This is a genomic window from Roseburia sp. AM16-25 (genome assembly GCF_003473825.1).
GTDB classification, from domain to species: domain Bacteria; phylum Bacillota; class Clostridia; order Lachnospirales; family Lachnospiraceae; genus Pararoseburia; species Pararoseburia lenta.
The window spans coordinates 203,204-228,796 of record NZ_QUCW01000004.1; the positions used below are offsets into that span (position 1 = coordinate 203,204).

General features: G+C 45.4%; 22 protein-coding genes. 4 read left to right on the forward strand and 18 right to left on the reverse strand.

Features of this window, described 5'->3' with window-relative positions; genetic code table 11:
- Positions 1–11: 11 nt before the first annotated feature.
- The 9 genes from DW183_RS11010 to rho all read right to left on the reverse strand — a co-directional run bounded on the left by DW183_RS11010 (position 12) and on the right by rho (position 6,711).
- A complete protein-coding gene (locus DW183_RS11010; RefSeq protein WP_118282053.1) occupies positions 12–815 on the reverse strand; it encodes a DUF975 family protein in 804 nt (267 codons plus the stop codon).
- Between the two features lie 54 nt (positions 816–869).
- Positions 870–1,136: a restriction endonuclease gene (locus DW183_RS12930; RefSeq protein ID WP_243069571.1), complete on the reverse strand. Its 267-nt coding sequence runs from the start codon at positions 1,134–1,136 to the stop codon at positions 870–872.
- 188 nt (positions 1,137–1,324) lie between these two features.
- Complete coding sequence (locus tag DW183_RS12550; protein WP_178010479.1) at positions 1,325–1,462, reverse strand: hypothetical protein; 138 nt, start codon at positions 1,460–1,462, stop codon at positions 1,325–1,327.
- Positions 1,452–1,712: a type II toxin-antitoxin system Phd/YefM family antitoxin gene (locus DW183_RS11020; protein ID WP_118282054.1), complete on the reverse strand. Its 261-nt coding sequence runs from the start codon at positions 1,710–1,712 to the stop codon at positions 1,452–1,454. The genes DW183_RS12550 and DW183_RS11020 overlap by 11 nt, the downstream gene beginning before the upstream one ends.
- Positions 1,713–1,914: 202 nt before the next feature.
- A complete protein-coding gene (gene prfA, locus DW183_RS11025; RefSeq protein WP_118282055.1) occupies positions 1,915–2,991 on the reverse strand; it encodes a peptide chain release factor 1 in 1,077 nt (358 codons plus the stop codon).
- A gap of 59 nt (positions 2,992–3,050) precedes the next feature.
- A complete protein-coding gene (gene prmC, locus DW183_RS11030; RefSeq protein WP_118282056.1) occupies positions 3,051–3,887 on the reverse strand; it encodes a peptide chain release factor N(5)-glutamine methyltransferase in 837 nt (278 codons plus the stop codon).
- Entirely contained in the window at positions 3,877–4,803 is a 927-nt protein-coding gene (locus tag DW183_RS11035; protein ID WP_118282058.1) for a DUF1385 domain-containing protein, read from the reverse strand. The genes prmC and DW183_RS11035 overlap by 11 nt, the downstream gene beginning before the upstream one ends.
- Positions 4,804–4,893: 90 nt before the next feature.
- The gene (gene rpmE / locus DW183_RS11040; protein WP_118282061.1) at positions 4,894–5,097 is read right to left on the reverse strand and encodes a 50S ribosomal protein L31; all 204 of its coding nucleotides are present in this window, start codon (positions 5,095–5,097) and stop codon (positions 4,894–4,896) included.
- Between the two features lie 153 nt (positions 5,098–5,250).
- Positions 5,251–6,711 (reverse strand): transcription termination factor Rho, encoded by a 1,461-nt coding sequence (gene rho / locus DW183_RS11045; RefSeq protein WP_118282063.1) that lies wholly within the window; start codon positions 6,709–6,711, stop codon positions 5,251–5,253.
- Between the two features lie 218 nt (positions 6,712–6,929).
- Here rho and DW183_RS11050 point away from each other — a divergent pair, with 218 nt between their 5' ends.
- Both DW183_RS11050 and DW183_RS11055 read left to right on the forward strand, forming a co-directional pair.
- Complete coding sequence (locus tag DW183_RS11050) at positions 6,930–8,084, forward strand: NAD(P)-dependent malic enzyme (protein WP_118282066.1); 1,155 nt, start codon at positions 6,930–6,932, stop codon at positions 8,082–8,084.
- A 55-nt stretch (positions 8,085–8,139) separates the two neighbouring features.
- Positions 8,140–8,655 carry a DUF4364 family protein gene (locus DW183_RS11055; protein WP_158573076.1) on the forward strand — a complete coding sequence of 172 codons (516 nt, stop codon included), beginning with the start codon at positions 8,140–8,142 and terminating at the stop codon, positions 8,653–8,655.
- 60 nt (positions 8,656–8,715) lie between these two features.
- On the opposite strand, the gene DW183_RS11060 is transcribed toward DW183_RS11055, so the two are convergent.
- The 4 genes from DW183_RS11060 to nifJ all read right to left on the reverse strand — a co-directional run bounded on the left by DW183_RS11060 (position 8,716) and on the right by nifJ (position 15,369).
- A complete protein-coding gene (locus DW183_RS11060) occupies positions 8,716–9,282 on the reverse strand; it encodes a flavin reductase family protein (RefSeq protein ID WP_118282071.1) in 567 nt (188 codons plus the stop codon).
- Between the two features lie 19 nt (positions 9,283–9,301).
- On the reverse strand, positions 9,302–10,951 hold the full coding sequence (locus tag DW183_RS11065) for a putative manganese-dependent inorganic diphosphatase (protein WP_118282074.1): 1,650 nt from the start codon (positions 10,949–10,951) through the stop codon (positions 9,302–9,304).
- 72 nt (positions 10,952–11,023) lie between these two features.
- The gene (locus DW183_RS11070) at positions 11,024–11,653 is read right to left on the reverse strand and encodes a hypothetical protein (protein WP_118282077.1); all 630 of its coding nucleotides are present in this window, start codon (positions 11,651–11,653) and stop codon (positions 11,024–11,026) included.
- 167 nt (positions 11,654–11,820) lie between these two features.
- On the reverse strand, positions 11,821–15,369 hold the full coding sequence (gene nifJ, locus DW183_RS11075; protein WP_118282080.1) for a pyruvate:ferredoxin (flavodoxin) oxidoreductase: 3,549 nt from the start codon (positions 15,367–15,369) through the stop codon (positions 11,821–11,823).
- A 252-nt stretch (positions 15,370–15,621) separates the two neighbouring features.
- Here nifJ and DW183_RS11080 point away from each other — a divergent pair, with 252 nt between their 5' ends.
- Entirely contained in the window at positions 15,622–17,262 is a 1,641-nt protein-coding gene (locus DW183_RS11080) for an ABC-F family ATP-binding cassette domain-containing protein (RefSeq protein WP_118282082.1), read from the forward strand.
- A gap of 119 nt (positions 17,263–17,381) precedes the next feature.
- Here DW183_RS11080 and DW183_RS11085 read toward each other — a convergent pair whose 3' ends face one another.
- Entirely contained in the window at positions 17,382–18,002 is a 621-nt protein-coding gene (locus DW183_RS11085) for an ECF transporter S component (RefSeq protein ID WP_118282085.1), read from the reverse strand.
- A gap of 79 nt (positions 18,003–18,081) precedes the next feature.
- Complete coding sequence (locus DW183_RS11090; RefSeq protein WP_118282088.1) at positions 18,082–20,760, reverse strand: glycoside hydrolase family 3 protein; 2,679 nt, start codon at positions 20,758–20,760, stop codon at positions 18,082–18,084.
- A 265-nt stretch (positions 20,761–21,025) separates the two neighbouring features.
- On the opposite strand from DW183_RS11090, the gene DW183_RS12705 reads away from it, so the two are divergent.
- Positions 21,026–21,895, forward strand: coding sequence for a chaperonin (locus DW183_RS12705; RefSeq protein ID WP_243069568.1), 870 nt, complete (start codon positions 21,026–21,028; stop codon positions 21,893–21,895).
- 175 nt (positions 21,896–22,070) lie between these two features.
- On the opposite strand, the gene DW183_RS11105 is transcribed toward DW183_RS12705, so the two are convergent.
- The 3 genes from DW183_RS11105 to DW183_RS11115 all read right to left on the reverse strand — a co-directional run.
- Positions 22,071–22,622 (reverse strand): GNAT family N-acetyltransferase, encoded by a 552-nt coding sequence (locus DW183_RS11105; RefSeq protein WP_118282091.1) that lies wholly within the window; start codon positions 22,620–22,622, stop codon positions 22,071–22,073.
- Positions 22,623–22,765: 143 nt separating this feature from the next.
- A complete protein-coding gene (locus DW183_RS11110; protein WP_118282094.1) occupies positions 22,766–24,136 on the reverse strand; it encodes a TrpB-like pyridoxal phosphate-dependent enzyme in 1,371 nt (456 codons plus the stop codon).
- A gap of 491 nt (positions 24,137–24,627) precedes the next feature.
- On the reverse strand, positions 24,628–25,593 hold a 966-nt coding region (locus DW183_RS11115), incomplete at its 5' end, for a putative PEP-binding protein (protein ID WP_305793759.1).

Consider the following 25,593-nt stretch of genomic DNA (forward strand, 5'->3'; position numbering starts at 1 on the left):
TTCCCGCCTTTTTAGTACTGGTCAAATTCCTGATCTGCTGTCGTCTCCTGCTGCATTCTGCGGTTCTGATCACCGATCTTGATCGCATCATAAAGCATAGCGGCTGACTGGTTGTAGTAACCATTGACCCAGAATACATCAACAATACCAAAGGTGATAGCACCTAAGATATTCCATCCGATAAAGGTAAGGTCAAACCAGAACGCATCCAGTTTGTTGCCATCCATCATACGTTTACTGGTGGCAAAAGCCTCATCTGTACTCATGTCCGGATGTTCTGCCAAAAGATATGGCATCATACGATATTCATAGCTTTTTACAATTCCCGGAATGATAAATAACAACGTCCATAAAACCGTATATAAATCGCGCAGGAACATAGTTTTCACATTTCCGAGATAATTACGGTCAAAACCAAATCCCACTTCTTTTAATTCAGCCTTCTCATTTATATTGCGATAGAAGAAGCGACGTGCTCCAATTTCCAGTGGATTCAATACAAAAATAGCAAGGCAGATACCAATGATAACGGCAACTACCACCACACCAAGCATCATTCCGCCAAAAAGACCCCAGAAGCCAAGGGAATCCACCATCATGTCCGGATCAATATCTCCTCCGGAAAAGAATGCATCCTCATCGTAATCATCATACTGTGTCGTCTCTTTATCCCCTGTGACATAATTTCTGGCACTGGAGGATGCTCCTGTACCTCCTGATACCAAGGCAATGATAAGTCCAACCAAGAGCATCTTCCAGTAGTTGACCTTCATACGCTCCTTTGCTTTTTGTTTCAAGACTTTGTTATCCCACATAAGCCTGCTCCTTTCCTGTGTAAAAAATAAGTTATATTCATTATACACAATTTTTCATTTGCGTGGTAGTATATCCTGCAAATTAAGGAAGTTTAAGAAAGCGGTCCTGCCTGCATGGCAAAGACCGCTTTTTATTACATTTGTCTGGGTTGCCTCTGTCTTACCAGTTTTTGTCTCCACTATAAAATAGATGCCAACATCAACATTTGCAAGTGCCTCCTTGCGACAAACTACCGCCCAGTCAGGACTATAATTTCCATATGGTTTCTTATAAAATGAAAAAGTGCAAAAATTAGAGCCAGCCTTTCGACCGACTCTGATCTACCCCAAAACATATTATAATTTGCTCTGATAATTCTCTAACTGGTGGAATATACCAACTACATTCACAACATCCACTCTCACATCAAATATGACAATATAATTCATCTGTGGCACTACTGCCTCACGATATCCTTTCTTGGCAAGATATGTGTCCCTACACTCCGGATACTGATATGGATCAATTTCTACCTGTCATATACAATATCTATGCTATCCAACAGATGTCTTGCTGCCTGTTTATTCTTTAAACGATTAACCAGATGATATACAAGATTATCAAGCAGTTCATCGGCATGCTCAGTAACGTTCAATTTATAAGCCATACTTTGCCCTCGTTTCTTTCAGTGCTGTTCTGGCATCTTTTACCTGTCCTGCCTCTATCTGCTTTTCAGATATTTCAATATCTCTATACATAGTGATTTGTTTCATCGTTGACTCATAAATCTCCATGCTCATGATAACCATATCGCCATAACCATTTTTTGTTACATAAATCGGCTCTTCTGTCTTGTGGCACATATCAGAAATCTCTGACGTATTTTTCAAATCTTTAATTGGGATTATTTGTGGCATAATAAACACCTCCTCATCTATATGGTATAATTATACCATAATTATATCCTTTTTCAATTTCTTTTATACAGTAAAACATGTAAAAAAACTTAGCCTATATAAGAAAAACGGTCTTTTGACTGTGTCAAAGACCGTTTTTCTTACGATTTTATTTAGTTTAAAAGAACCGATATTATTCAGAAAATCCAGCAAAATCAATGTTTTACGCTTCCTCGTTCATTTTTGCTAATTTCTTTGCCTGGTCGGCTGCGATACAGGCATCGATGATCTCCTGGATGTCTCCGTTCATGATCTTGTCCAACTTATAGAGAGTCAGGTTGATCCTATGGTCGGTCACACGTCCCTGTGGGAAGTTATAGGTACGGATCTTCTCAGAACGATCTCCCGTACCGATCTGGCTTCGTCTTTCCTCCGCTTCTGCATCCTGCTTTTTCTGCATTTCCAGATCGTATAACTTGGCACGTAAGAGGGCAAATGCCTTTGCCTTATTCTGCAGTTGGGATTTTTCTGTCTGGGAATAAATAACAATACCGGTCGGATAATGAGTCAAACGCACCGCAGAGTCCGTCGTGTTGACACACTGTCCACCGTTTCCGGACGCTCTCATAACATCAATACGGATATCCTTTTCATCGATCTGTACGTCTACTTCCTCTGCCTCCGGCATAACAGCCACGGAACAGGTCGAAGTCTGGATACGTCCCTGGGACTCAGTCTCCGGTACACGCTGTACACGATGTACCCCGGATTCATACTTGAGCACGGAATAAGCGCCCTCGCCCTTTACCATAAAGTTGACTGACTTCATACCACCGATGCCTGTCTCGTCTGCTTCCAGAAGTTCCACTTTCCAGCCACGGCTTTCCACATAATGTACATAAAGACGATACATCTCTGCCGCAAAAAGGGCTGCTTCCTCTCCACCTGCGCCTGCACGGATTTCTACGATAACGTTCTTATCATCATTCGGATCCTTTGGCAAAAGCAGGATTTTTAACTGTGTCTCTAATTCCTCAATGCGCTTTCTTGCTGTGGAAAGTTCCTCTTTTAACATATCACGCATTTCTTCATCGGATTCTTCTTCCAGCATGGCAAGAGAATCGTCAACCGTCTCTTTGCATGCCTTGTATTCTTTATAGGCATCTACGATCGGTGCCAGATTTGCCTGTTCCTTCATCAGATTGCGGAAACGGTTGGTGTCGTTGGCAACATCCGGTTCGCTTAATAGGTTCATGACTTCTTCGTAGCGAAGAATCAGGTCGTCTAATTTATCAAACATATTGGTTCACTCCTTATATAATCTTTCTAGGCAGATGTTCAGCTTCATATCAGTATCCGCTACAAGTCGTGCAGGCGGGCGCGGACAACGCGGTCATTACCGGCATAATCTTTTATGACGGCGATGTCACAAAAGCCTGCCTGCGCCAGCAGATCCGGGACGCTCTCGCCCTGATCGTAGCCGATCTCGAACAAAAGCCGACCGCCCGGTTTGAGATAAAACGGTGCCTGTTCAATGATCTTGCGATAAAAATACAAGCCATCCTCGTGACCGTCCAATGCCCGCTTTGGCTCATGGCAGATAACCTCCGGCATGAGTTCTTCCAGATCACGCGTCGCAATATAAGGCGGATTGGAAACAATGACATCAAACTCGCCCTTCACTTCTGTAAAAAGATCACTGACCAGCCACTCTGCCTCCACCTGATTGTGCACGGCATTTTCCCTGGCGAGTGCAATAGAAGTCGCTGCCACATCAACGCCTATACCCTGACAAGTCTTTTTTTCATGTAAAAGACTGATCAAAATACAGCCGCTTCCGGTGCACATATCAAGAATAAGATCGCCGTCTTTAAGGACAGACAGTGTCTCTTCCACCAAGGACTCAGTGTCTTGTCTTGGAATCAAAACCTCCGGCGAAACTGCAAAGGACAGTCCCATAAATTCCTGTTCCCCAGTGATATACTGCAAAGGTTCATGCGCCGCGCGCATTTTTATAAACTCGCGATAGCGCTCTATCACATCTTCCGGCGCCTGCTCCATCATACACATAAGATAAGACGCCCGGTTCATTCCGGAAACATATTCCAAGAGGTACTCTGCATCGATCTGTGCATCTGTGATCCCTGCTTTTTTCAGTTCTTCCATGCCCTCTTTTAAGAGTTCTCTATACTTCATCGAAGCACTCCTTATTTTCTTTCTGGAACTTTTTCCAGTCAAAGACCGCTTCTACCGATGCCATCCCTACTTCGATCATGGCATCGTCCGGCTCACTGGTCGTCAGATTTTGCAGCCACAAGCCCGGCTTACTGAGGATCTGCACCAGAGGATTTTCACTGCGTCCCGCCAGACGGATAAACTCATAAGAAACGCCGGCGATCAAAGGAATCAAGAGCAGACGGCATACCAGTTGCAAGACCGGTGAGTCAAAGCGGATAAACATAAATACGACCACACTGATGATGAGCACAAAGAGTAAGAAACTGGTTCCGCAGCGTTTGTGCTGGCGCGAACTCTTGCGCACATTTTCCACCGTCAGTGGCAGACCATGCTCAATACAGTTGATGCACTTGTGTTCCGCCCCATGATACATAAAGACCCGCTTGATGTCTTCCATGCAGGAGATCGCCTTCACATAGACCACAAAGATCAGTATGCGGAATATGCCCTCGATCAAAGCCATCAGCGTTGTCGAATCTACAAATCTTCCCACAAAACGGGAAAAATAATATGGGATCAAAAGAAAAATGACCAGCGCCAGAACAATGGAAAACAAAAGTGTTCCCGTCATTTCTGCCTTGTCCTGTTTTTCTTTCTTTTTCTTTTCTTCCTCCGTCAAGGCCTTTGGTTCTTCCTCCTCAAAATAGGATGCCGAATCCATCAGTGTTGACATACCGATCACAAGGGAGGAAACGAAACTACAGATACCCCGGATGATCGGGATCTTATACCAGATGCCGTCCTGCCCTTTTGTCTTTTTCTTATCTACATGGATCGAGCCGTCATTTAAGCGGACCGCAATCGCATAATCATTGCCATTGCGCATCATCACACCTTCCATGACCGCCTGACCGCCAATACCGGAAAATTTCATGTGCAAATCCCCTATATTATTTGCCATTTCTCATGACATAAAAGAATAGGGTCAGACCCGAAAGATCTGACCCCTGTAAGCGACTGTGTCCTACTGCTCAATACCGTACTTCTTGTTGAACTTGTCAATACGTCCACGAGCCTTTGTAGCCTTCTGCTGTCCTGTGTAGAAAGGATGACACTTAGAACAGATTTCTACGTGGATATCTTCCTTTGTAGATCCTGTTACAAATGTGTTACCACAGTTACATGTTACAGTAGCCTGATAATAATCTGGATGAATACCTTGTCTCATTACTTACACCTCTCTAAAAACATAATCTATTGTATTGCATGTTTTATGTCCGAAGACATACACGATACTATTTACATCCCGATAAACAGCTCCATTATTGTAGCATAGGGTCTGTCAGATTGCAAGATGTATGCGCATTTTTTATTAGAAATTTTAGAACATACGGCTACGGAGTACCTTGGCGATATATTCTTTATTGTTTCTGGTGTGGGCAAACATATTTAAGATGCTCTCCACTGCTTCATCCTTGCGCATGCCGTTTAAGCCACGGCGCATGATCTCCATTGCATTCTGCTCTTCCTTATCCAGAAGCAAATCGTCACGGCGTGTACCGGATTTTGCAATATCAATAGCAGGGAATACGCGCTTCTCAGAAAGTTTACGATCCAGGATCACTTCCATGTTACCGGTTCCCTTGAATTCCTCAAATACAACATCATCCATCTTGCTTCCTGTATCTACCAGTGCCGTTGCAAGAATGGTAAGGCTTCCGCCCTCACGCATATTTCTGGCTGCACCAAAGAACTTCTTTGGCATATGCAAAGCAGCCGGATCCAGACCACCGGATAAAGTACGTCCACTTGGTGGAACCGTCAGGTTGTAGGCACGTGCCAGACGTGTGATGCTATCCATCAGGATCATGACATCCTGTTTGTGCTCAACCAGTCTCTTGGCTCTTTCCATGACCATCTCAGACACACGCTTGTGGTGTTCCGGCAATTCATCAAAGGTAGAATAGATCACTTCTACATTTTTGCCCTGAATGGCTTCCCGGATATCCGTTACTTCCTCCGGGCGTTCATCGATCAGTAAGATGATCAGATGCATATCCGGGTAAGAAGTTGTGACAGACTTTGCGATCTCCTTTAAAAGGGTTGTCTTTCCGGCTTTTGGCTGGGAAACGATCATACCACGCTGTCCTTTACCGATCGGAGAAACCAGGTCTACGATACGCATAGCAACGGAAGATCCCGGCTGTTCCAGACGGATACGCTCGTTCGGGAAGATCGGTGTCAGATCTTCAAAATTCTTACGCTTTGCAGCTTCTTCCGGTGCAAATCCATTGATGGTCTCCAAATGTACCAGGGCTCCAAACTTGTCTGTCGGATTGTTACGTCTAGTCTTGCCTACCAGAATGTCGCCCGTCTTTAAGTTGAGTTTGCGAATCTGCAATGGTGCCACATAAACATCGTTATCACCCGGCAGGTAATTGTCACTGCGGATAAATCCAAAGCCGTCCTGCATGATCTCTAAGATACCGGCGCAGTCTCTCGGTTCTTCCAGTACAGGTGCTTCTGCGTTTTCCTCACCATGTTCTGCGCGCACATTATCATGATGCTCGCTTCTATGCTCTCTTCTGCCCTCTGCACTGCCACGGCCATGATGCACGCTGGTCGTACGCTCTGTTTTCTCTGTTTTTTCTGACTCTGCCTTAGCAGCGGTCTTTGGCTTTGCGGCTTCTTCCGCTTTCTTGCTTTCTGCCTCGCTCTCATCGAGTGCAAGCATGGCTTCTACAAGTTGTGCCTTCTTCATGGTCGAAGTTCCCTTAATGCCTCTTGACTTTGCAAGTTCACGCAATACACTGGCAGATAAACTTTCGTATTTTTCTCTCATGCCCTACTCCTTGTCCTACTTCATTTATGATAAACTCTTTGTCTTTATCTCTAATCCAATGGGTAACCTGTCTGAAATGACCTAGATCATCACGATTGCATATAGTATATCTTATTTGCGGCAAAATGGGAATACCCTATTTTAGATTGCCCCCCTTTATGCTATAATAAGGAAACAAATAAATTCATATTTTTACAGGAAGGATAGGATAAAACATCATGAGTATTGACGAAAAAGCCGTTTTTTTACACAAACAATGGAATGGAAAGATCAAGACCTGTGCAAAGGCTCCGGTCAAGAGCCGTGAGGATCTTGCCATTGCTTATACCCCGGGCGTAGCAGCCCCTTGCCGCATCATTGCAAAGGATAAAGAAGCCGTATATACTTACACCCTCAAGGCAAATACCGTTGCCGTTGTCTCTGACGGCAGTGCTGTGCTTGGTCTGGGCAATATCGGACCTGAGGCTGCCATGCCTGTTATGGAGGGCAAGTGTGTCCTCTTCAAAGAGTTTGGCGATATCAATGCTTTTCCTATCTGCCTGTCAACGCAGGATCCCGACGAGATTGTTGCCGCAGTCAAGGCGATCGCACCGACCTTTGGTGGCATTAACTTAGAGGACATTTCCGCTCCCAGATGTTTTGAAATCGAGGAACGTCTGAAAAAAGAATTAAATATTCCGGTCTTCCATGATGACCAGCATGGCACGGCGATCGTCGTTCTTGCCGGCATCATCAATGGTCTTAAGGTTGTCGGCAAAGACAAAGAAGACTGTCAGGTAGTGGTAAACGGTGCCGGTTCTGCCGGAATCGCCATTACCAAGTTACTGCTCCGCTACGGTTTCAAGCATGTGACCATGTGTGACCGCGAGGGCATCATCGGCAAAGATTATCCAAATCTGAACTGGATGCAAAAGGAAATGACCGAGGTCACCAATTTGGAAAATAAAAAAGGATCTCTTGCTGATGCCTTAGTCGGTGCTGATATCTTTGTCGGCGTTTCTGCTCCAAACATTGTTTCCGCCGAGATGGTCGCTTCCATGAACCGCGATGCCATCATCTTTGCTATGGCAAACCCTACACCGGAGATCATGCCGGATGTGGCAAAGGCTGCCGGAGCCAAGGTCGTTGGTACCGGACGCAGTGATTTTCCAAATCAGGTCAACAATGTTGTTGCTTTCCCGGGTATCTTTAAGGGTGCGCTGGAAGGCCGTGCGACACAGATCACAGAAGACATGAAACTGGCTGCCGCAAATGCGCTGGCAAACCTTGTGGATCCTGATCAATTAAACGAAGACTTCATTTTACCGGAGGCTTTTGATCCAAGAGTGGCTCAGGTGGTATCCCAAGCCGTCAAAGATCACATTGTAAGATAAATGCCGCATGCCACCGGGACGTTCCTGTGGCTCTGCAAAAAGAAAGGAGAAATTTATGGCCGAGCCTAATATGATCTACAAAATTTCAGTGCTGCTTCTTCTCTCTAAAGTAGATATTCCTCTGAGCAACGCTCAGATCGTTCAGTTTTTTTTAGATAAAGAATACACAGACTATTTTACCATCCAACAGGTCATCAGTGACTTGGAGGAAGCCCATCTTGTGAGTCTTTCTCAGTCTCACAACAATACCCTGTACTCCCTGACAGATGAGGGAAGTCAGACCCTGTCTCTCATGCGTGACAAGGTCAGTTCTGCCATTGAGGCGGATATGGTCGAGTATCTGTCCAACCACAAATTTGAAATAAAAAAAGACAATGCCCTAACCGCCAACTATGACCTTGCAACCGGCGGTGGTTACATTGTCCATTGTAAATTCACACAGGACGGACACACTATGCTGGATCTGTCACTACACGCTTCTACCAGCGAGCAGGCAGAGACCATCTGCAATAACTGGAAAGTCCGCCATGAGGATGTCTATATGAGTCTCATGGATACTTTGATCCAATAATTTTTGTACCAAAAATCAAAAAGCCGCAGGATGCCCTATGATATGCACCCTGCGGTCTTTTTACTTTTTCTTCTTTACCGAATAGCCAAATGTCCCTAACTTTTCTCCCAGACTATAGTATGTGCCATGGGAATAGGCGATCGGTTCCGCCTGATCCAGACAAAATCTGCCTGTCTCATCCATATATTTTTCATCTGCATGAACTGCCACCACATCTGCAAGAAACATATGATGGGAGCCAAGTTCCTTGATCTCGCGCACCTTGCACTCGATATTGACCGGGCTTTCTGCGATCAGCGGTGCCGAAACCTCGTCTGCGGCTTCCTTTGTCAGATGACACTTGGCAAATTTATCGACATCCCGTCCCGATGTCACGCCACAATAATCGGTCGCCCATGCCAGATCCCTAGTCGTCAGATTGATCACGAACTCGCCCGATTCTTTTATCATATGATAAGAATAGCGCTCCGGCCGCACAGAAATATATGCCATGGGCGGATTGGTACAGATGGTTCCTGTCCACGCCACGGTGATGATATTATCCTGCCCTGCCTGATCCCGCACCGACACCATAACTGCCGGCAGTGGATAGACCATATTTCCAGGTTTCCATGACTGTTTTGCCATTTTTCTCCTTCTCTTTCCCCTATGACTGCATTGCCTGCATCATAGGCGGAATCAACTGTTTTTTACGCGATACGACATTTGCAAGCATAAAGCCGCCATTTTCCTCTGACACGCCAAAAGCCTGTTCGATCACCCCTTTTGCCATGCCTCCGGCATAGATGAGTTCGGTCTCCTCCTGAAAAATATCGGTCAGCATGACAAAGACCATCTTGAGCCCCTTCTCTGCCAATACCTTTTCCAGATATGCCTGCAATTCCGGCTTGATCGAATTCAACTGTCTGCGGCTGACCGCGCTGACCTGTGCCACGCCAAAGGTAATATCATCTGAATCAAAGATCTTGAAATCCTGATAAAAGATCTCTTCGGTCGTCTTGGCGCTGAAATCGGATCCTGCTTCAAACATGGCGGTCGCCAATTCTTCCACATCGACCTCTGCGATCTGCGCCAACTGCTCTGCTACCATCTTGTCTATAGCGGTGCAGGTCGGTGATCGGAACATCAGGGTATCTGAAAGGATAGCAGAGCACAAAAGTCCTGCGATCTGCGAATTGATCTCCACGCCCTTTTCCTGATACATCTGATAAATGATGGTCGCCGTACAGCCCAGCGGCTGGTTTCTGAAAAAGATCGGCGAAATGGTCTCCAGACTGCCTAATCTATGGTGGTCAATGATCTCCAGGATGTCCGCCTGTTCGATCCCATCGACCGCCTGCGTCCTTTCATTATGATCCACAAGGATCAGTTGTTTCTTTTTCATATTGAGCAAGTTTCTGCGCGACATCATACCAACCAGATGACGCTGCTCATCCAAGATCGGGAAGTCGCGATGGCGGATCTTTGACATAGTCTCCTTGACGTCATCCACATAGTCATCCGGCTCAAAAGTGATGAGATTTTCTTTGGTCATAAAATAGCGAATCGGCATACTCTGATGGATCAGACGCGCCGTTGTAAAGGAATCATACGGTGTTGTGATCAGCACACATTCCTTCTTCTGCGCCCGCTCAATCACGCCCGGGTTGACCTTGGTCTCCCCACAGATGATTACACAACTTGCATTTTGCTCGATGGCGATAAGTTGGCGCGCCGTGATATTTCCCACGATGACCAGATCATCATCCTCGATCTCATCACGCATGGTCTCCCGGTTGCCGGATGCCACGACGACCTTGCCCTTGGTAAAATAGGCATGATCGTTGCCTGTCACCATGCAGCCGTTGATGGTCTCGATGATATTGCGATACTGGGTCTTGGCACGTCCCAAAATACGGTTATCCAAGACATCCATATAGGAATATGCGATATCTCCATTGACGATCAGACCAGTCAGACGTTTGCTCTCATCCACGACCGGCAGGGTAACAACATCCAGAGAACGCATGAGTTCCCATGCCTTTTTCAACGAGAAATGACCACTGACACCCTCGGTCTGACGATAGTCAATATCCTTGATCTGGGCACCGGCATCCGTGATCATTCCCGGTTCTTTTGCCCCAAAACGCTCCAGCACATAACGCGTCTCATTGTTGATGCTCCCCGCTCTCTTTGCGATAAAATGACCGTCCTCGGTCTGATTTTTCAAATATGCATATGAAATAGCCGCACATATGGAATCGGTATCCGGGTTCTTATGCCCTACGACCCAAACACATCTTTCCTGTTTTGCCATAATACCCTCCTTAGAAAAAGGGCTCCTAAAAAGAAGCCCCATCCTGTCAAAATACTGATACTATGTATGATATTAGATAATGCCAAAAGTTGCCAAGATCAGTGTCACAACTGCAACGACATTGACGATAGAAACAACTGTCACTAAAGTAATGCGCTTCTTGACAACAGAGAACTCCTCCTCGCTCTTCTTGGCTGTTTCCTCGCGATTATCCAATTCCTTTAAAAGATCCTGAATATTGCGATATTGCAGTACATTCTCAGAGTGTACCTTCTCAGACAGTTCTCCCTTGATCGCATCCAAGCCGGATGTCATATCCTCCAAGGTGTCCTTGACTGCCTGTGTCTGAACGGCTGCATTCTCCTGATTGTCCGCCACTTGCTGCTGAATGCGCTGCTCTAAATCATCTACGCTTCCGCGCAGGGTCTGCATCATGCGATCCACCTGTGTCTCGACATCTGCGGCAATCCCGTCAGCCTCTGCCTGCTTCTTGGCAAGTTCTTCCTGCAACTGGTTGTTGCGTTCTTCCTTGGCGCGAACCATCGCCTCTAATTCCTTGACCTTGCGCTCCTTGGCACTGATCAGGGTCTGTAATTGCTTTGCCTTATCTCGAAATGCATCAATCTGAGCAAGGAGCATATCTTCACCACTCGGCTCCTCCAACATCTCGTCTACCTGATTTTCTACCTTAATCTCTTCCATGATACATGTCCCTTCTTTAATCTAAAGTTTATTTTACCATTGCATGGCCCCTTTGTAAACACACTAAATATGGTAGTCGCTGGATCAAGCAGGCACAGGGCAAAAAAATCCCGCCGGAGCAAATGCCCCGACGGGATTTATCAGAAGCGCATCAGCACCTCTTTATTTTAGCTGTAAAGATCAACTAACTTCTGTAAGTGATCGTAACGTTCCTTAGCAGCTTCTTCAGACTTAGCAAAGAGTCTTTCAGCACGCTCTGGGAATGGCTTGATCAGACGAGTATAACGAGCCTCGTTGTTCAAGAAGTCTTGGTAAGAACCGTCTCCAGCCTTTGATGTCAAAGTGAATGGATTCTTTCCTTCTGCCTTCTTAGCAGGGTCAAATGAGAACAGGTTCCAGTAACCAGCAGCTACTGCCTTCTTCATTTCATCCTGGCAGTGGTTCATACCACCCTTAGCGATACCGTGCAACTCACATGGAGCATAGCCGATGATAAGTGAAGGTCCGTTGTATGCCTCAGCCTCTGCGATAGCCTTAACAGCCTGTGCAGGGTTAGCACCAAGTGCGATCTGTGCAACGTATACATAACCGTAACTCATAGCGATTTCTGCAAGAGACTTCTTGCCGATTTCCTTACCAGCTGCAGCGAACTGACATACTTCACCGATGTTAGAAGCCTTAGAAGCCTGTCCACCTGTGTTAGAGTACATCTCTGTATCGAATACCATAACGTTAACATTCTCACCAGAAGCAAGAACGTGATCCAATCCGCCGAATCCGATATCGTATGCCCAACCGTCACCACCGAAGATCCATACAGACTTCTTAGCGAGGTAATCTTTCTTAGCAAGTGCTTCCTTAGCATCCGGGCATCCAGCAGCTGCTGCTTTTTCAAGCTCAACTACAAGTGCTTCTGTTGCAGGAGTATTTGCCTTTGTATCATCCTTAGTCTCTTCGAACTTAGCAAATGCAGCCTTAAGTTCTGCGGATGCCTTGTCGCTTTCAGCGCAAGCCTTTGCTGACTCGATAGCCATATCACGGATATATTTCTGTCCAACGTACATACCAAGACCATGCTCAGCGTTGTCTTCGAACAATGAGTTAGACCATGCTGGTCCCTTCTTAGAGTCCTTATTTACTGTGTATGGTGATGTAGCTGCCGGGTTACCCCAGATAGAAGAACATCCTGTTGCGTTAGAGATGAACATCTGCTCACCATAGAGCTGTGTGATCAGTCTAGCGTAAGATGTCTCAGCACATCCTGCACAAGAACCAGAGAACTCAAGGAGTGGCTGGTTGAACTGTGATCCCTTAGGAGTGATGTCTGATAATCCAACATCCTTCTTACCAACGTTTGCAACTAAGTAGTCAAATACCGGCTGCTCATCTGCCTGTGATTCCTGTGGAACCATAGCGATTGCTGCTGTAGGACATACAGTAACACATTCGCCGCATCCCATACAGTCAAGAGGAGATACGCTCATGGTGTACTTGTAATCTCCACCCTTAGGCTTCATATCAGCAAGTTTGATATTTGAAGGTGCAGCCTTAACTTCGTCGTCACTCAGTAAGAATGGACGGATGGTTGCATGTGAACATACAAATGCACAGTTGTTACACTGAATACACTTCTCTGCATCCCACTCTGGAACCATAACGGCTGTACCACGCTTCTCGTATGCAGAAGCACCTGTTACGAACTGACCATCTACGCAATCTGTAAATGCAGATACCGGAAGGCTGTCACCATCCATCTTTGCGATCGGATCAAGTAAATCATTGACAAGTTTAACAACTTCCGGACGACCTGTACGCTCTGCCTTAGGAGCATCTGCTTCTGGGTTAGCCCAAGATGCAGGAACTTCTACCTTATGTACAGCGTCTACACCGGCGTCGATTGCCTTGTAGTTCATTTCTACGACTGCGTCACCCTTCTTGCTGTAGGACTTCTTAGCAGCCTGCTTCATAAATTCAACAGCCTCGTCGATCGGCATAACATCAGCTAACTTGAAGAATGCTGACTGTAAGATCGTGTTGGTTCTCTTACCCATTCCGATTTCGATAGCCTTATCGATAGCGTTGATCGTGTATAACTGAATGTTGTTATCAGCGATATACTTCTTTGCTTCAGCGTTCAGATGATGTCCTAATTCTTCATCAGACCACTGGCAGTTGATCATGAATACTCCGCCCGGCTTAACATCCTGAACCATCTTCATACCCTGTGTAACGTATGCTGGGTTGTGACATGCAACGAAGTCAGCCTGGTTGATGTAGTATGGGCTTCTGATTGGGTTGTCACCAAATCTCAAGTGAGAAATTGTAACACCACCGGTCTTCTTAGAGTCATACTGGAAGTATGCCTGGATGTACTTGTCTGTATGGTCACCGATGATCTTTGTAGAGTTCTTGTTAGCACCTACAGTACCATCTCCACCAAGACCCCAGAACTTGCATTCCTTTGTACCAGGAGCAGAAGTGATCGGAGCCGGCTTAACCTCTGGAAGTGAAAGATGTGTAACATCATCTTCGATACCGATTGTGAAACGATGCTTAGGAGCATCCTTCTCTAATTCCTTATATACTGCAAATACAGATGATGGAGGTGTATCCTTTGATCCAAGACCATAACGTCCGCCAACTAATACAACGTCATTCATACCTGCTTCACGAAGTGTGGTAGCAACATCAAGGTATAATGGCTCGCCAAGAGATCCTGGCTCTTTTGTTCTGTCAAGTACAGCGATCTTCTTTGCTGTCTTAGGGATAACCTTAAGTAATGCTTCTGATGACCATGGACGATACAGACGAACCTTAACAAGACCAACCTTCTCGCCTGCTGCTGTCAAGTAATCGATAACTTCTTCAGCAACATCATTGATAGATCCCATTGCTACGATAACACGCTCTGCATCCGGAGCACCATAGTAGTTGAATAAGCCGTAGTTTGTACCAAGTTTTTCGTTTACCTTGTTCATGTACTTCTCTACAACTGCAGGTAACTCATCGTATGCTGTGTTACATGCTTCTCTATGCTGGAAGAATACATCTCCGTTTTCATGAGAACCACGAGCTGCTGGGTGGTTAGGATTCAAAGCGTGTGCTCTGAACTCTTCTACTGCATCCATTGGACACATTTCTTTCAGATCTTCATAATCCCATTTCTCGATCTTCTGGATCTCATGAGATGTACGGAAACCATCAAAGAAGTTAAGGAATGGAACCTTGCCTTCCAATGCTGCCAAATGAGCAACCGGGCTTAAGTCCATAACTTCCTGTGGGTTTGTCTCACATAACATTGCAAAACCTGTCTGACGACAAGCGTAAACATCACTGTGGTCACCGAAGATGTTCAGTGCGTGTGATGATACTGTACGAGCAGATACATCAAATACACATGGCAACTGCTCACCAGCGATCTTGTACATGTTAGGGATCATAAGTAAAAGTCCCTGAGAAGCGGTAAATGTAGTGGTGAGTGCACCAGCTGCAAGTGAACCATGTACAGTACCTGCTGCACCGGCTTCTGATTCCATCTCTACTACTTTAACAGTGCTTCCAAAAATGTTCTTCTGTCCTGCTGCAGACCACTGGTCTACCATATCAGCCATTGGACTAGAAGGGGTGATCGGATAGATACCTGCTACTTCTGTGTAGGCGTATGCTACATGAGCTGCGGCGGTATTACCATCCATAGATTGTTTTGATCTTCCCATGTCGTTTCCTCCTAAAAGACTCTTTTCTTAATATGTACATAAGCATTTGCCGGGCACCAAAAAGGGCGCAGTAAATGCGTAATGTCTCTAATTCAATAATATAAGATTTTGACAAAAAAAAATCAATACTTCCCACTGTTTAAAATCAAGTACATTCCTGCACATTTTATCCCGAAAATCCTTGCAAAATAAGGAAAGTACGATACAATAGTAGACGGTGTTTAAATTTAGCAAATTTATGAGGTGTAAAAAATGATACAGGCAAGTAATATCACCCTGCGTCTAGGGAAAAAGGCACTCTTTGAAGATGTAAATATCAAATTTACGGAAGGTAACTGTTATGGACTGATCGGTGCCAACGGAGCCGGCAAGTCAACATTCTTAAAGATCTTATCCGGACAGTTGGAGCCGACCAGCGGCGATGTCATCATCACGCCGGGACAGCGTCTTTCTTTCCTGGAGCAGGATCACTTTAAATATGATGAGTTTACGGTCTTAGATACTGTCATCATGGGAAACCAGCGTCTTTATGACATTATGAAGGAAAAAGATGCTATTTATATGAAGGAAGATTTCACCGACGAAGACGGTATCCGCGCCAGCGAACTTGAGGCTGAGTTTGCAGACATGGACGGATGGAATGCCGAAAGCGATGCCGCTACCTTATTAAATGGTCTGGGCATTGATCCGGAGTTCCACTACTCTGTCATGGCAGATCTGACCGGTGCCCAGAAGGTCAAGGTTCTTCTTGCAAAGGCACTTTTCGGAAATCCTGACATCCTGCTTTTGGATGAGCCTACAAACCACTTGGATCTGGATGCAATCGCATGGTTGGAAGAGTTTTTGATCAACTTTGACAATACCGTTATCGTTGTATCCCACGACCGTTATTTCTTAAATAAGGTATGTACCAATACCGCGGATATCGATTATGGCAAGATTCAGTTGTATGCCGGGAACTATGACTTCTGGTATGAATCCAGTCAGCTTCTGATGAAGCAGATGAAAGAAGCAAACAAGAAAAAAGAAGAAAAGATCAAGGAATTACAGGACTTTATCTCCCGCTTCTCTGCCAACGCTTCCAAGTCAAAGCAGGCTACTTCCAGAAAACGTGCTTTGGAAAAAATCGAACTGGATGAGATCAAGCCTTCCAGCCGCAAATATCCTTACATTGATTTCCGCCCACAGCGTGAGATCGGTAACGAAGTCTTAAGCGTTGAAAATCTGACAAAGACGATTGACGGCGAAGTTGTTTTAGATCATATTTCCTTTAACCTGCGCCGTGAAGACAAGGTTGCTCTTGTTGGTGCAAATGAGCATGCAAAGACCGTCCTCTTCAAGATTCTTGCCGGTGAGATGGAACCGGATGAAGGTTCTTATAAGTGGGGCGTGACCACTTCACAGTCCTACTTCCCGAAGGATAATACAGAGATCTTTGATACCGATGATGTCATCGTAGACTGGCTGACACAGTTCTCCGAGATCAAGGATGCGACTTATGTCCGCGGTTTCCTTGGCAGAATGCTTTTTGCCGGTGAAGATGGTGTCAAGAAGATGCGCGTCCTCTCCGGTGGTGAAAAGGTGCGTGTTCTTCTCTCCCGCATGATGATCGAAGCATCCAACGTCCTCATGCTCGACGAGCCGACAGACCACCTGGATATGGAGTCCATTACAGCTTTAAATAACGGTCTCATCAAGTTCCCGGGTGTTGTAATCTTTTCTTCCCGCGATCATCAGTTTGTAGAGACTACCGCAAACCGTATCATCGAGATCATGCCAAATGGTCAGATCATCGATAAGATCACAACCTACGACGAATATCTCGAAAGTGATGAGATGGCACGTAAACGTCAGGTCTACGCCATGAGCGATGATGACGCTGCCGACAACTAATAGATTTTAACATGCTTTCTAGCCCTTGTATGCCAAAAGCCATCCAGTGCCACGATTACAAAATCGACACTGGATGGCTTTTTCCAATAACTTTTTTCAATTGTGACACACTTTATGCGCTATTTTTCTTCCTGTAAGATCAGCCGCGCTTTTTTGAGTGCTACGGAGATCACACCTGTTAAAATGGTTGCAGAGATCATCTCACAGATGGCATTGACACCTACAAAAGCACAGATAAATACGATGATGTTACGTCCACCGATCAGATTCTTCACATAGTCTGTATTTCCGAACAGAACAACCAATGCCACCATGAAAAATACCGTGTTTAAAAAGGCGGACAAAAAACCTGTGATATAGCCGGCCAGTGTCGTATTCTTGGTTGCTTTACGAAGCCAACGGAACAGATAGCCCAAAAGCCAGCCATCTAAAAATCTTGGTACAAAACGCTGGATAAAAGCAAGTACCGGGCTAATACTAAAAAGTGTTGCCCCCATGGCACTGACACCACCGATACCGATACACTGTCCAAAACTGGTCAGTCCAAATACGGCTCCAAGCACGGCTCCGCCCAATGGGCCACAGGCAATGGCTGCGATTGCCACCGGAATCATATTAAATGTGATCGCAAGTGGTCCGATATTAAGATATCCTAGCGGCGTGTATGACATAAGTACCAAAACTGCGATCATGAGTCCTAATACCGTCAACTGTTTTGTTGATAATTTTTTTGTTTTCATTTCTCTATCCCTTATGCTGAATGTTAATATTTACCATAGAGATAGTACCACAGCACAAGGCACACCGCAAGGAAGAACTTTATTTGGTCATCAGACGATAAGATACCGAATCCGCCAACTGCTCTAAAGTTCTTGTAGCACAGGTCTTGACATCCTCCATATCCAGATACTGTCCTCTGTTGTAACCGCGATAAGTAACCGTCTTACTTCCGTCTGCATTTTCTGTCACCGTAGCGATTCCTTCTTCTATTTTTTTCTGCACTTTGTCGGAAAGTTCCACACCAGGAGCAACCGTCGTTGCGACCCAGTCTGGGCCTTGTGCATCCGGTTCAAAGGCATTCCAGAACTCAACTACATTTTTAAAGAATCCACCATAGACCTTAAATTCCTGTTCACGCACATAGCCGTTGTCTGCAAACTCTGCCGGCGTTCCGTGTACGGCTACCTTTAAAAACTGGCTGCGGTATCCTCCCATGATCAGATCATTTCCTGCTGCAAGGTCAAGATGTTTTTGACTCTTTGAACCCCAGTCTGTCATAACCAGTCCTCGGAATCCCCACTCACCGCGCAGCACATTTGTGATCAGTTCATAACTTGATGATGTGTGCGTGCCATTTAAGCAGTTGTAACTGGTCATCACTGTCTTTGGATCTGCTTCGCGCACGCAGATTTCAAAACCACGGAGATAAATCTCACGCAGCGCCCGCTCTGTCACCGTGTTGTTTTCCTGCGTTCGATCCTCCTCCTGATTGTTTGTTGCAAAGTGTTTGATGGAAACACCTGCACCCGGTGTCTTCTGCACACCGATCGTCATGGCAGCAGCCATTTTACCGGAAAGAAGCGGATCTTCAGAAAAATATTCAAAGGCACGACCGCCTAAAGGATCTCTGTGAATGTTCATACCAGGACCTAAAATAATGCTATGGCTGTATGCTTCCAACTCTTTTCCAATGCCACTTCCCATCAGATCTGACAGGTCGTTGTCCCATGTCTGTGCTAGAACCATACCTACCGGATATCCTGTCACGCCCATAAACGGCAGATGACAGCCCGCCGGACCATCCGTCACTTTCCAGTTTGGAATACCAAGAGAATCTACATACAATGCCGTGGTAGAGCCGGAAGAAGTCGGACCACCTACCGGCTTATACTTTCTGTTGGTTCTCTTTGGAACAGAATGTGGCACTTCGTCAGCTGCACCTGCTACCAGACGAAAAAGCACTTCCTCGTCCAAGGAATCCACAAAATCAGCCATAGGCACACGTTTTTCCACAACATCGATAAAAGTAGCCTTGGCATTGCCTTTGCCGGAAACGCGTTTTGCAACCGGCTTGGCTGCACCGTCAACAGTCTGACAATCTGCCGCTGATAGTTGGATCATTTTCAAGTTTCCGCTCTCTGCCCGTGTTCTTGCTTCTGCCGCTTCCTTTTGTACACGTTCTATACATGCCTGTGGTGTCGTAAGGACATCCATCTCATGATCTGCCTGCAATTGATTGCTTACCTGACGCAGTCTTGCTGTCGCATCTAGGCAAAGTAATGCCACCACTGCCGTATTCTTAGAATCGCTTCCCAGACGGATCAGATAATCTCCGGCTTCCATGATAAAAGCTGCGGTTTCCATATCATAACTTGCTAAAGATTCCGTTGGAATTTTAAGGGTAAGTTCCTCTGCTTCTCCTACTGCAAGTGCTTTCGTCTTACCATAAGTTTTTAATTCCTGATATGGTTTGCAAAGTTTACCATTTGGTGCACTCACATAGACCTGTGCCACAAAACGTGATCTTATAGGGCCAACATTTTTTACCTTAACCTTTAATGTGACCTCTTTCCAATCTGCTGCGATCTCCACCAGTTCATACTCCGGTTTGCCATAAGAAAGTCCATAGCCAAACGGATAAAGCGGCTCTACGCCAAAACTGTCAAAATAGCGGTAACCGACAAAGATATCCTCCACGTAATCTTCCTGCAGATTGTTGCCGTCATTGGAACCAAAAGTAGCACTTGCCGGATTATCCTGGTAATTTTTGGCCCAGGTATCGGTCAGATGACCGGATGGACTGCTTTTTCCTGTCAGAATATCTGCCAGCGCATTTCCGGCCTCCATACCTGCCTGTCCTAAAAGAAGTGCCGCATCAATTCCTTCGATCTCCTCGATAAAATTAGCGTCAATCACACAGGTATTCAGTACGATAATGGTATGTTCAAAGGATGCTGCAATCTTTTTTATGTTATCCATTTCCCGATCAGACAGATAATAATCCCCTTTTTTTGCACGTCGATCATGATTCTCTCCGGCATTTCTTCGGACAACATAAAGCGCCGTCTTTGCACTACTACTTTCTTTGATATCTGCATCTGTCACTTCAATATCATCAATCAGAATGCTAAGGCCAGACCATGACCGATCCAGTTTGGACAAAGTCTTATCTTCCTTATTTGCTTTTTTACTGGCCTCCTGATAACGCTTTAACCAGTTTTTTGATGTAATTTGAATGCCTGCATTTTCCAATCCCTGCATGACATTTATCGTATAAGGTGCCATAACATAACCAGAGCCGGATCCGCACACAATGGTATCCACTGCGCCCGCCCCAAAAAGTGCCAGTTCTTTTTCAGCCAGCGGCAATAGATCCCCCTCATTCTTCAACAGCACAATACCGTCTGCTGCGATCTTTCTTGCATCCTGCATATGCTCCGGATATGGATGTTTTGCTGCTTTTCCGGTGATAAAGCCAATCGCCTGTCGAATATCCATAATAAAAACCTCCTGCCTGTTTTTTTATTATTTTAACATCTTAAAGATACAAAAAGAATATTCATTTTATATGATTGATTTACTTAATAAACATAATGTATACTTAAAGACTCTATCCGGGATTATCTGCATCGGAAAATATCATCATAAGCACTCATGCACGCCCCTATGTTTATGATTCACTATTGACCCGGTAGTATTCCCATGCACATTGTGCTATCATAGATTACTGAACCAAAACACATTTTAACAGAAAGAAAAACACATGAAGATAAAAAATACAATCAGCATACTTCTCTGCGTCGCCACCATCGCTCTTACTCTTATTTTCCATGAGCATTTGGAAGAAAAAATACCGCATCTGCATGCACAAAATGTAAACGCTGCCGAGGATTTCTTGCCAGATTCACTGTATGCCGGCATTGTTTCCCAGACCTATCAATACAACCACAAAATCATAACCGGAGAGATTTCTCTCGATGATATTGCTCCTTTTTCCGAAGACCAGGTCTACACCTTTTTACAGGGACACCGTGCCTGGAGCGCCGGTGCCACATGGTCTGGCCAATGGTGTCAGAAATACGCCAAGGGACAGTATTTCAGTGGTTTTGGCTGTGGTTTCTGCTGTGTTGCCAATGTCTATAGTACCCTTTCGCCTTACACTTGCTCTCCCCTTGACGTCTACGATTATGCCTATAAGGAAACCGGCTATGCTCCTACCAAGGCATCCGCAGCTTTGGATTGGGGCAATATGAAAGTCATTCTTCGAGATATGGGAATGGACTGCGATGTGTATTATAAGGCGAACGACTATGCAGATTTTCAAAAGCAGGTAAAGACCAGCAAGATGACCATCGCCCTCGTCAGCAGTGCCAATGATGACAAACTCTGGCAAAGAGTTCCGGGTCACTATGTGACGCTCTGCCTCTATAACCCCACGGATGACACGATTCTCCTAGGTGACCCGGGATCTCCGACCAACAACCGGTCGCGCGTTCCCCTATCCTACGTTTATGACGCACTAAAAACGACCAGCAAGTTTCAATACCTACTGGTCGATGATTACGCAGAGGCAGACAATACCTGGCTGCATGACGGGATCGATGACAACTGGATTGCACCGGAGAATTTATAAATCTACCGATATTCCATGTCGGCGTAGACAGAGGCTACTGTAGTTCTGGCGGATTGCTGCTGATGGACGAATATTCATATTGGCACCTCCTTGAAATAGTTGCGATAGTAATATTCTACTCATCTCATACAACAAATACAGAAAAATTGATCAGATTGGTTCTTAATGAAAAAACCTATCCCTCCAGATCTAGGCGCATATAGATCAGTTCCTGATAGCCGCTCCTTCTCGAACGAAAACCTTTGGGATTGCGTCCATATTCCACAAATCCCATTTTTTTATATAAGCGGATGGCAGATTGATTGTCCGCAACCACATTTAGTTCTAACTGTGCGTAGCCAGCCTCTTCGGCGCACTTGATACAGGCTTTTGTCATAGCCTTTCCAAGCCCCAGTCCCCAGTATTCCTTTACAAGGCAAATACCAAATTCTGCCCGATGGCTGACTTTGTGACATGCGCCCACAGCATCGATCCCTGCCATTCCTACCACCTGATTTCCCACCAACGCAAGGATTTCCACCTCATTTGCACTTGCTGTTTTTCTTTCCAAAAACTCGCTTTCCTGTTCAGCATCCATAGAGGACTCATCCGGATAAGATAGAAGGAAATCTGTTTCTTCATGCGTAAGGTTAAAAACTTCCAGCGCTGCCTGCCCATCAGAAGCCACTCCACTTCTTAAAATTGCCGCCTGTCCATTTTTCATGATCAAATTTTTTCTGTATTGCATACCTGTTCCTTTCGTGTCATGTACTTTTTATCCATCATAACACAAAGAATAAAAGCATTGGTGAGTTCTCTATTTTATCAAGATCATCAATGCTTTTTCCTCGTTTTTTCTCCGTGAAATCTTACGATTTTCCTACAAATATTTTAGGTCTGTGGTAAGTCAGCCAATGATTTTGCCAGTTCTTCATCGGTCGGGATGTAATCGCCCATCTCGCCGTCATTGTATTTCTGGTATGCCACCATATCAAAGTAACCGGTTCCCGTCAAGCCAAAGACAATATTCTTTTCTTCTCCGGTCTCCTTGCAGCGCAGGGCTTCATCAATAGCAACCTTGATGGCGTGGCTGCTTTCCGGTGCCGGTAAAATACCCTCCACTCTGGCAAACTGCTCTGCTGCTTTAAAGACTTCAGTCTGCTCTACGGAACGGGCCTCCAACAATCCCTGATCGTATAATTCGGATACGATGGAACTCATGCCATGATAACGCAGGCCACCGGCATGGTTGGCAGACGGAATAAATTCACTTCCCAAGGTGTACATCTTTGCCAGCGGGGTAACCTTTCCGGTATCGCAGAAGTCATATGCATATTTACCTCTTGTCAGGCTCGGACAACTTGCCGGCTCCACTGCGATGATCTGGTAATCATTCTCGCCCCTTAACATTTCGCCCACAAATGGGGAGATCAGACCGCCCAGATTGGAACCGCCTCCGGCGCATCCGATGATAACATCTGCTTTGACGCCATATTTATCCAGAGCTGTTTTGGTCTCTAAACCAATGACAGACTGATGTAACAAAACCTGTGCCAAAACGGAGCCTAACACATATCGGTAACCTTCCTGCTTGGTCTCAGCCTCGACTGCTTCGGAAATAGCACATCCCAGACTTCCGGTCGTTCCCGGAAATTCTGCATTGATCTTTCTTCCGATCTCCGTTGTCATGGAAGGGGAAGGTGTTACCGTCGCACCATAGGTTCTCATTACCTCCCGGCGGAATGGCTTTTGCTCATAAGAACATTTCACCATATAGACCTGACAATCCAGATCAAAATAAGAGCATGCCATGGAAAGTGCTGTTCCCCATTGTCCGGCTCCGGTCTCTGTCGTCACGCCCTTCAGACCCTGCTTCTTAGCATAATATGCCTGGGCTATGGCGGAGTTCAACTTGTGACTGCCGGATGTATTGTTGCCCTCAAACTTATAGTAAATATGTGCCGGTGTGCCAAGTTTTTCCTCCAGGCAATAGGCTCTTACTAAAGGCGATGGGCGGTACATTTTATAAAAATTCCGGATCTCTTCCGGGATATCAAAATACGCTGTCGTATCATCCAGTTCCTGCTTTGCCAGTTCCGTGCAGAATACCGCTTCCAGATCCTCAACGGTCATAGGCTGCAAGGTTGCAGGGTTTAAGAGTGGTGCAGGTTTCTTCTTCATATCTGCTCTAACGTTATACCATTGCTTTGGCATCTCCTGTTCATCCAGATAAATCTTGTAGGGAATTGTTGTCTTGTTCATGTTTCTTCCTTTCCTTGCTTTGCGAAATTTATTTACATGGAATGAGAGTGTGCGCTTACCTGATCTGATTAGCGGTCGTCAAATACACCATATAAATGCGTGTATTTTCCTCGTTGCCATAACAAAAAAACTCCCGTCCTAAATACATAGGACAGAAGTTATACTCCTGCGGTGCCACCTAATTTCATCCTGCTTCGGACAGAATACCCTCATTTATGTACCAACATACATAATCTGCTGTAACGTGCATCCCACGTCTCCCCTACTCGCCTGTGCTTTCAGTTCGCCCTCTGCAGTCCATTCTAGCACCCTTTCACCACTGTTATCCCACCACCAACAGTTCTCTGTGCACTTCCAAATGCTATACTCGTCTGCATCATCGGTTTTAATATAGTGACAGGATAATACATTAGTGCGGTAAAGTCAAGAGGTTTCTAAAAAAATATCTCCCCACCATACGGTAGGGAGATAAATTACATATGAATCCGCAATTACTTATTAGCAATAGCTGCCTGTGCTGCTGCCAAACGTGCAATAGGTACACGGAATGGTGAGCAAGATACATAGTCAAGACCGATCTTGTGGCAGAACTCAACGGAAGAAGGATCTCCACCATGCTCTCCACAGATACCAACATGAAGTGCCGGGTTGACTGGCTTACCAAGTTTGATAGCAGTCTCCATCAACTTACCAACACCTGTCTGGTCTAACTTAGCAAATGGATCGTTCTCAAAGATCTTCTTGTCATAGTAAGCATCTAAGAACTTACCGGCATCATCACGAGAGAATCCAAATGTCATCTGTGTCAGATCGTTTGTACCAAAGCAGAAGAAGTCTGCTTCCTTAGCGATCTCGTCAGCAGTAAGTGCTGCTCTTGGGATCTCAATCATAGTACCAACTTCGTATTCTAATGTGACGCCTGCTGCTGCAATTTCAGCGTCTGCTGTCTCAACAACGACTTTCTTAACATACTTCAATTCTTCCACTTCACATACAAGTGGGATCATGATCTCAGGCTTAATGTTCCAGTCAGCATGCTCTTTCTGAACTTCGATTGCTGCGCGGATAACAGCCTTTGTCTGCATCTTGGCGATTTCAGGATAAGTAACAGCAAGACGGCATCCTCTGTGACCCATCATTGGGTTGAACTCATGGAGTCCATCGATGATTGTCTTGATCTGCTCTACAGTCTTGCCCTGAGCATCTGCTAACTTCTTGATGTCTGCTTCCTCTGTAGGAACGAACTCATGAAGAGGTGGATCCAAGAAACGAATGGTAACCGGGCATCCTTCCAATGCTTCGTAAAGAGCCTTGAAATCTCCCTGCTGATATGGAAGAATCTTCTCAAGTGCTGCTTCTCTTTCTTCTACTGTATCAGAACAGATCATCTCACGGAATGCTGCGATTCTGTCTTCTTCAAAGAACATATGCTCTGTACGGCAGAGTCCGATGCCTTC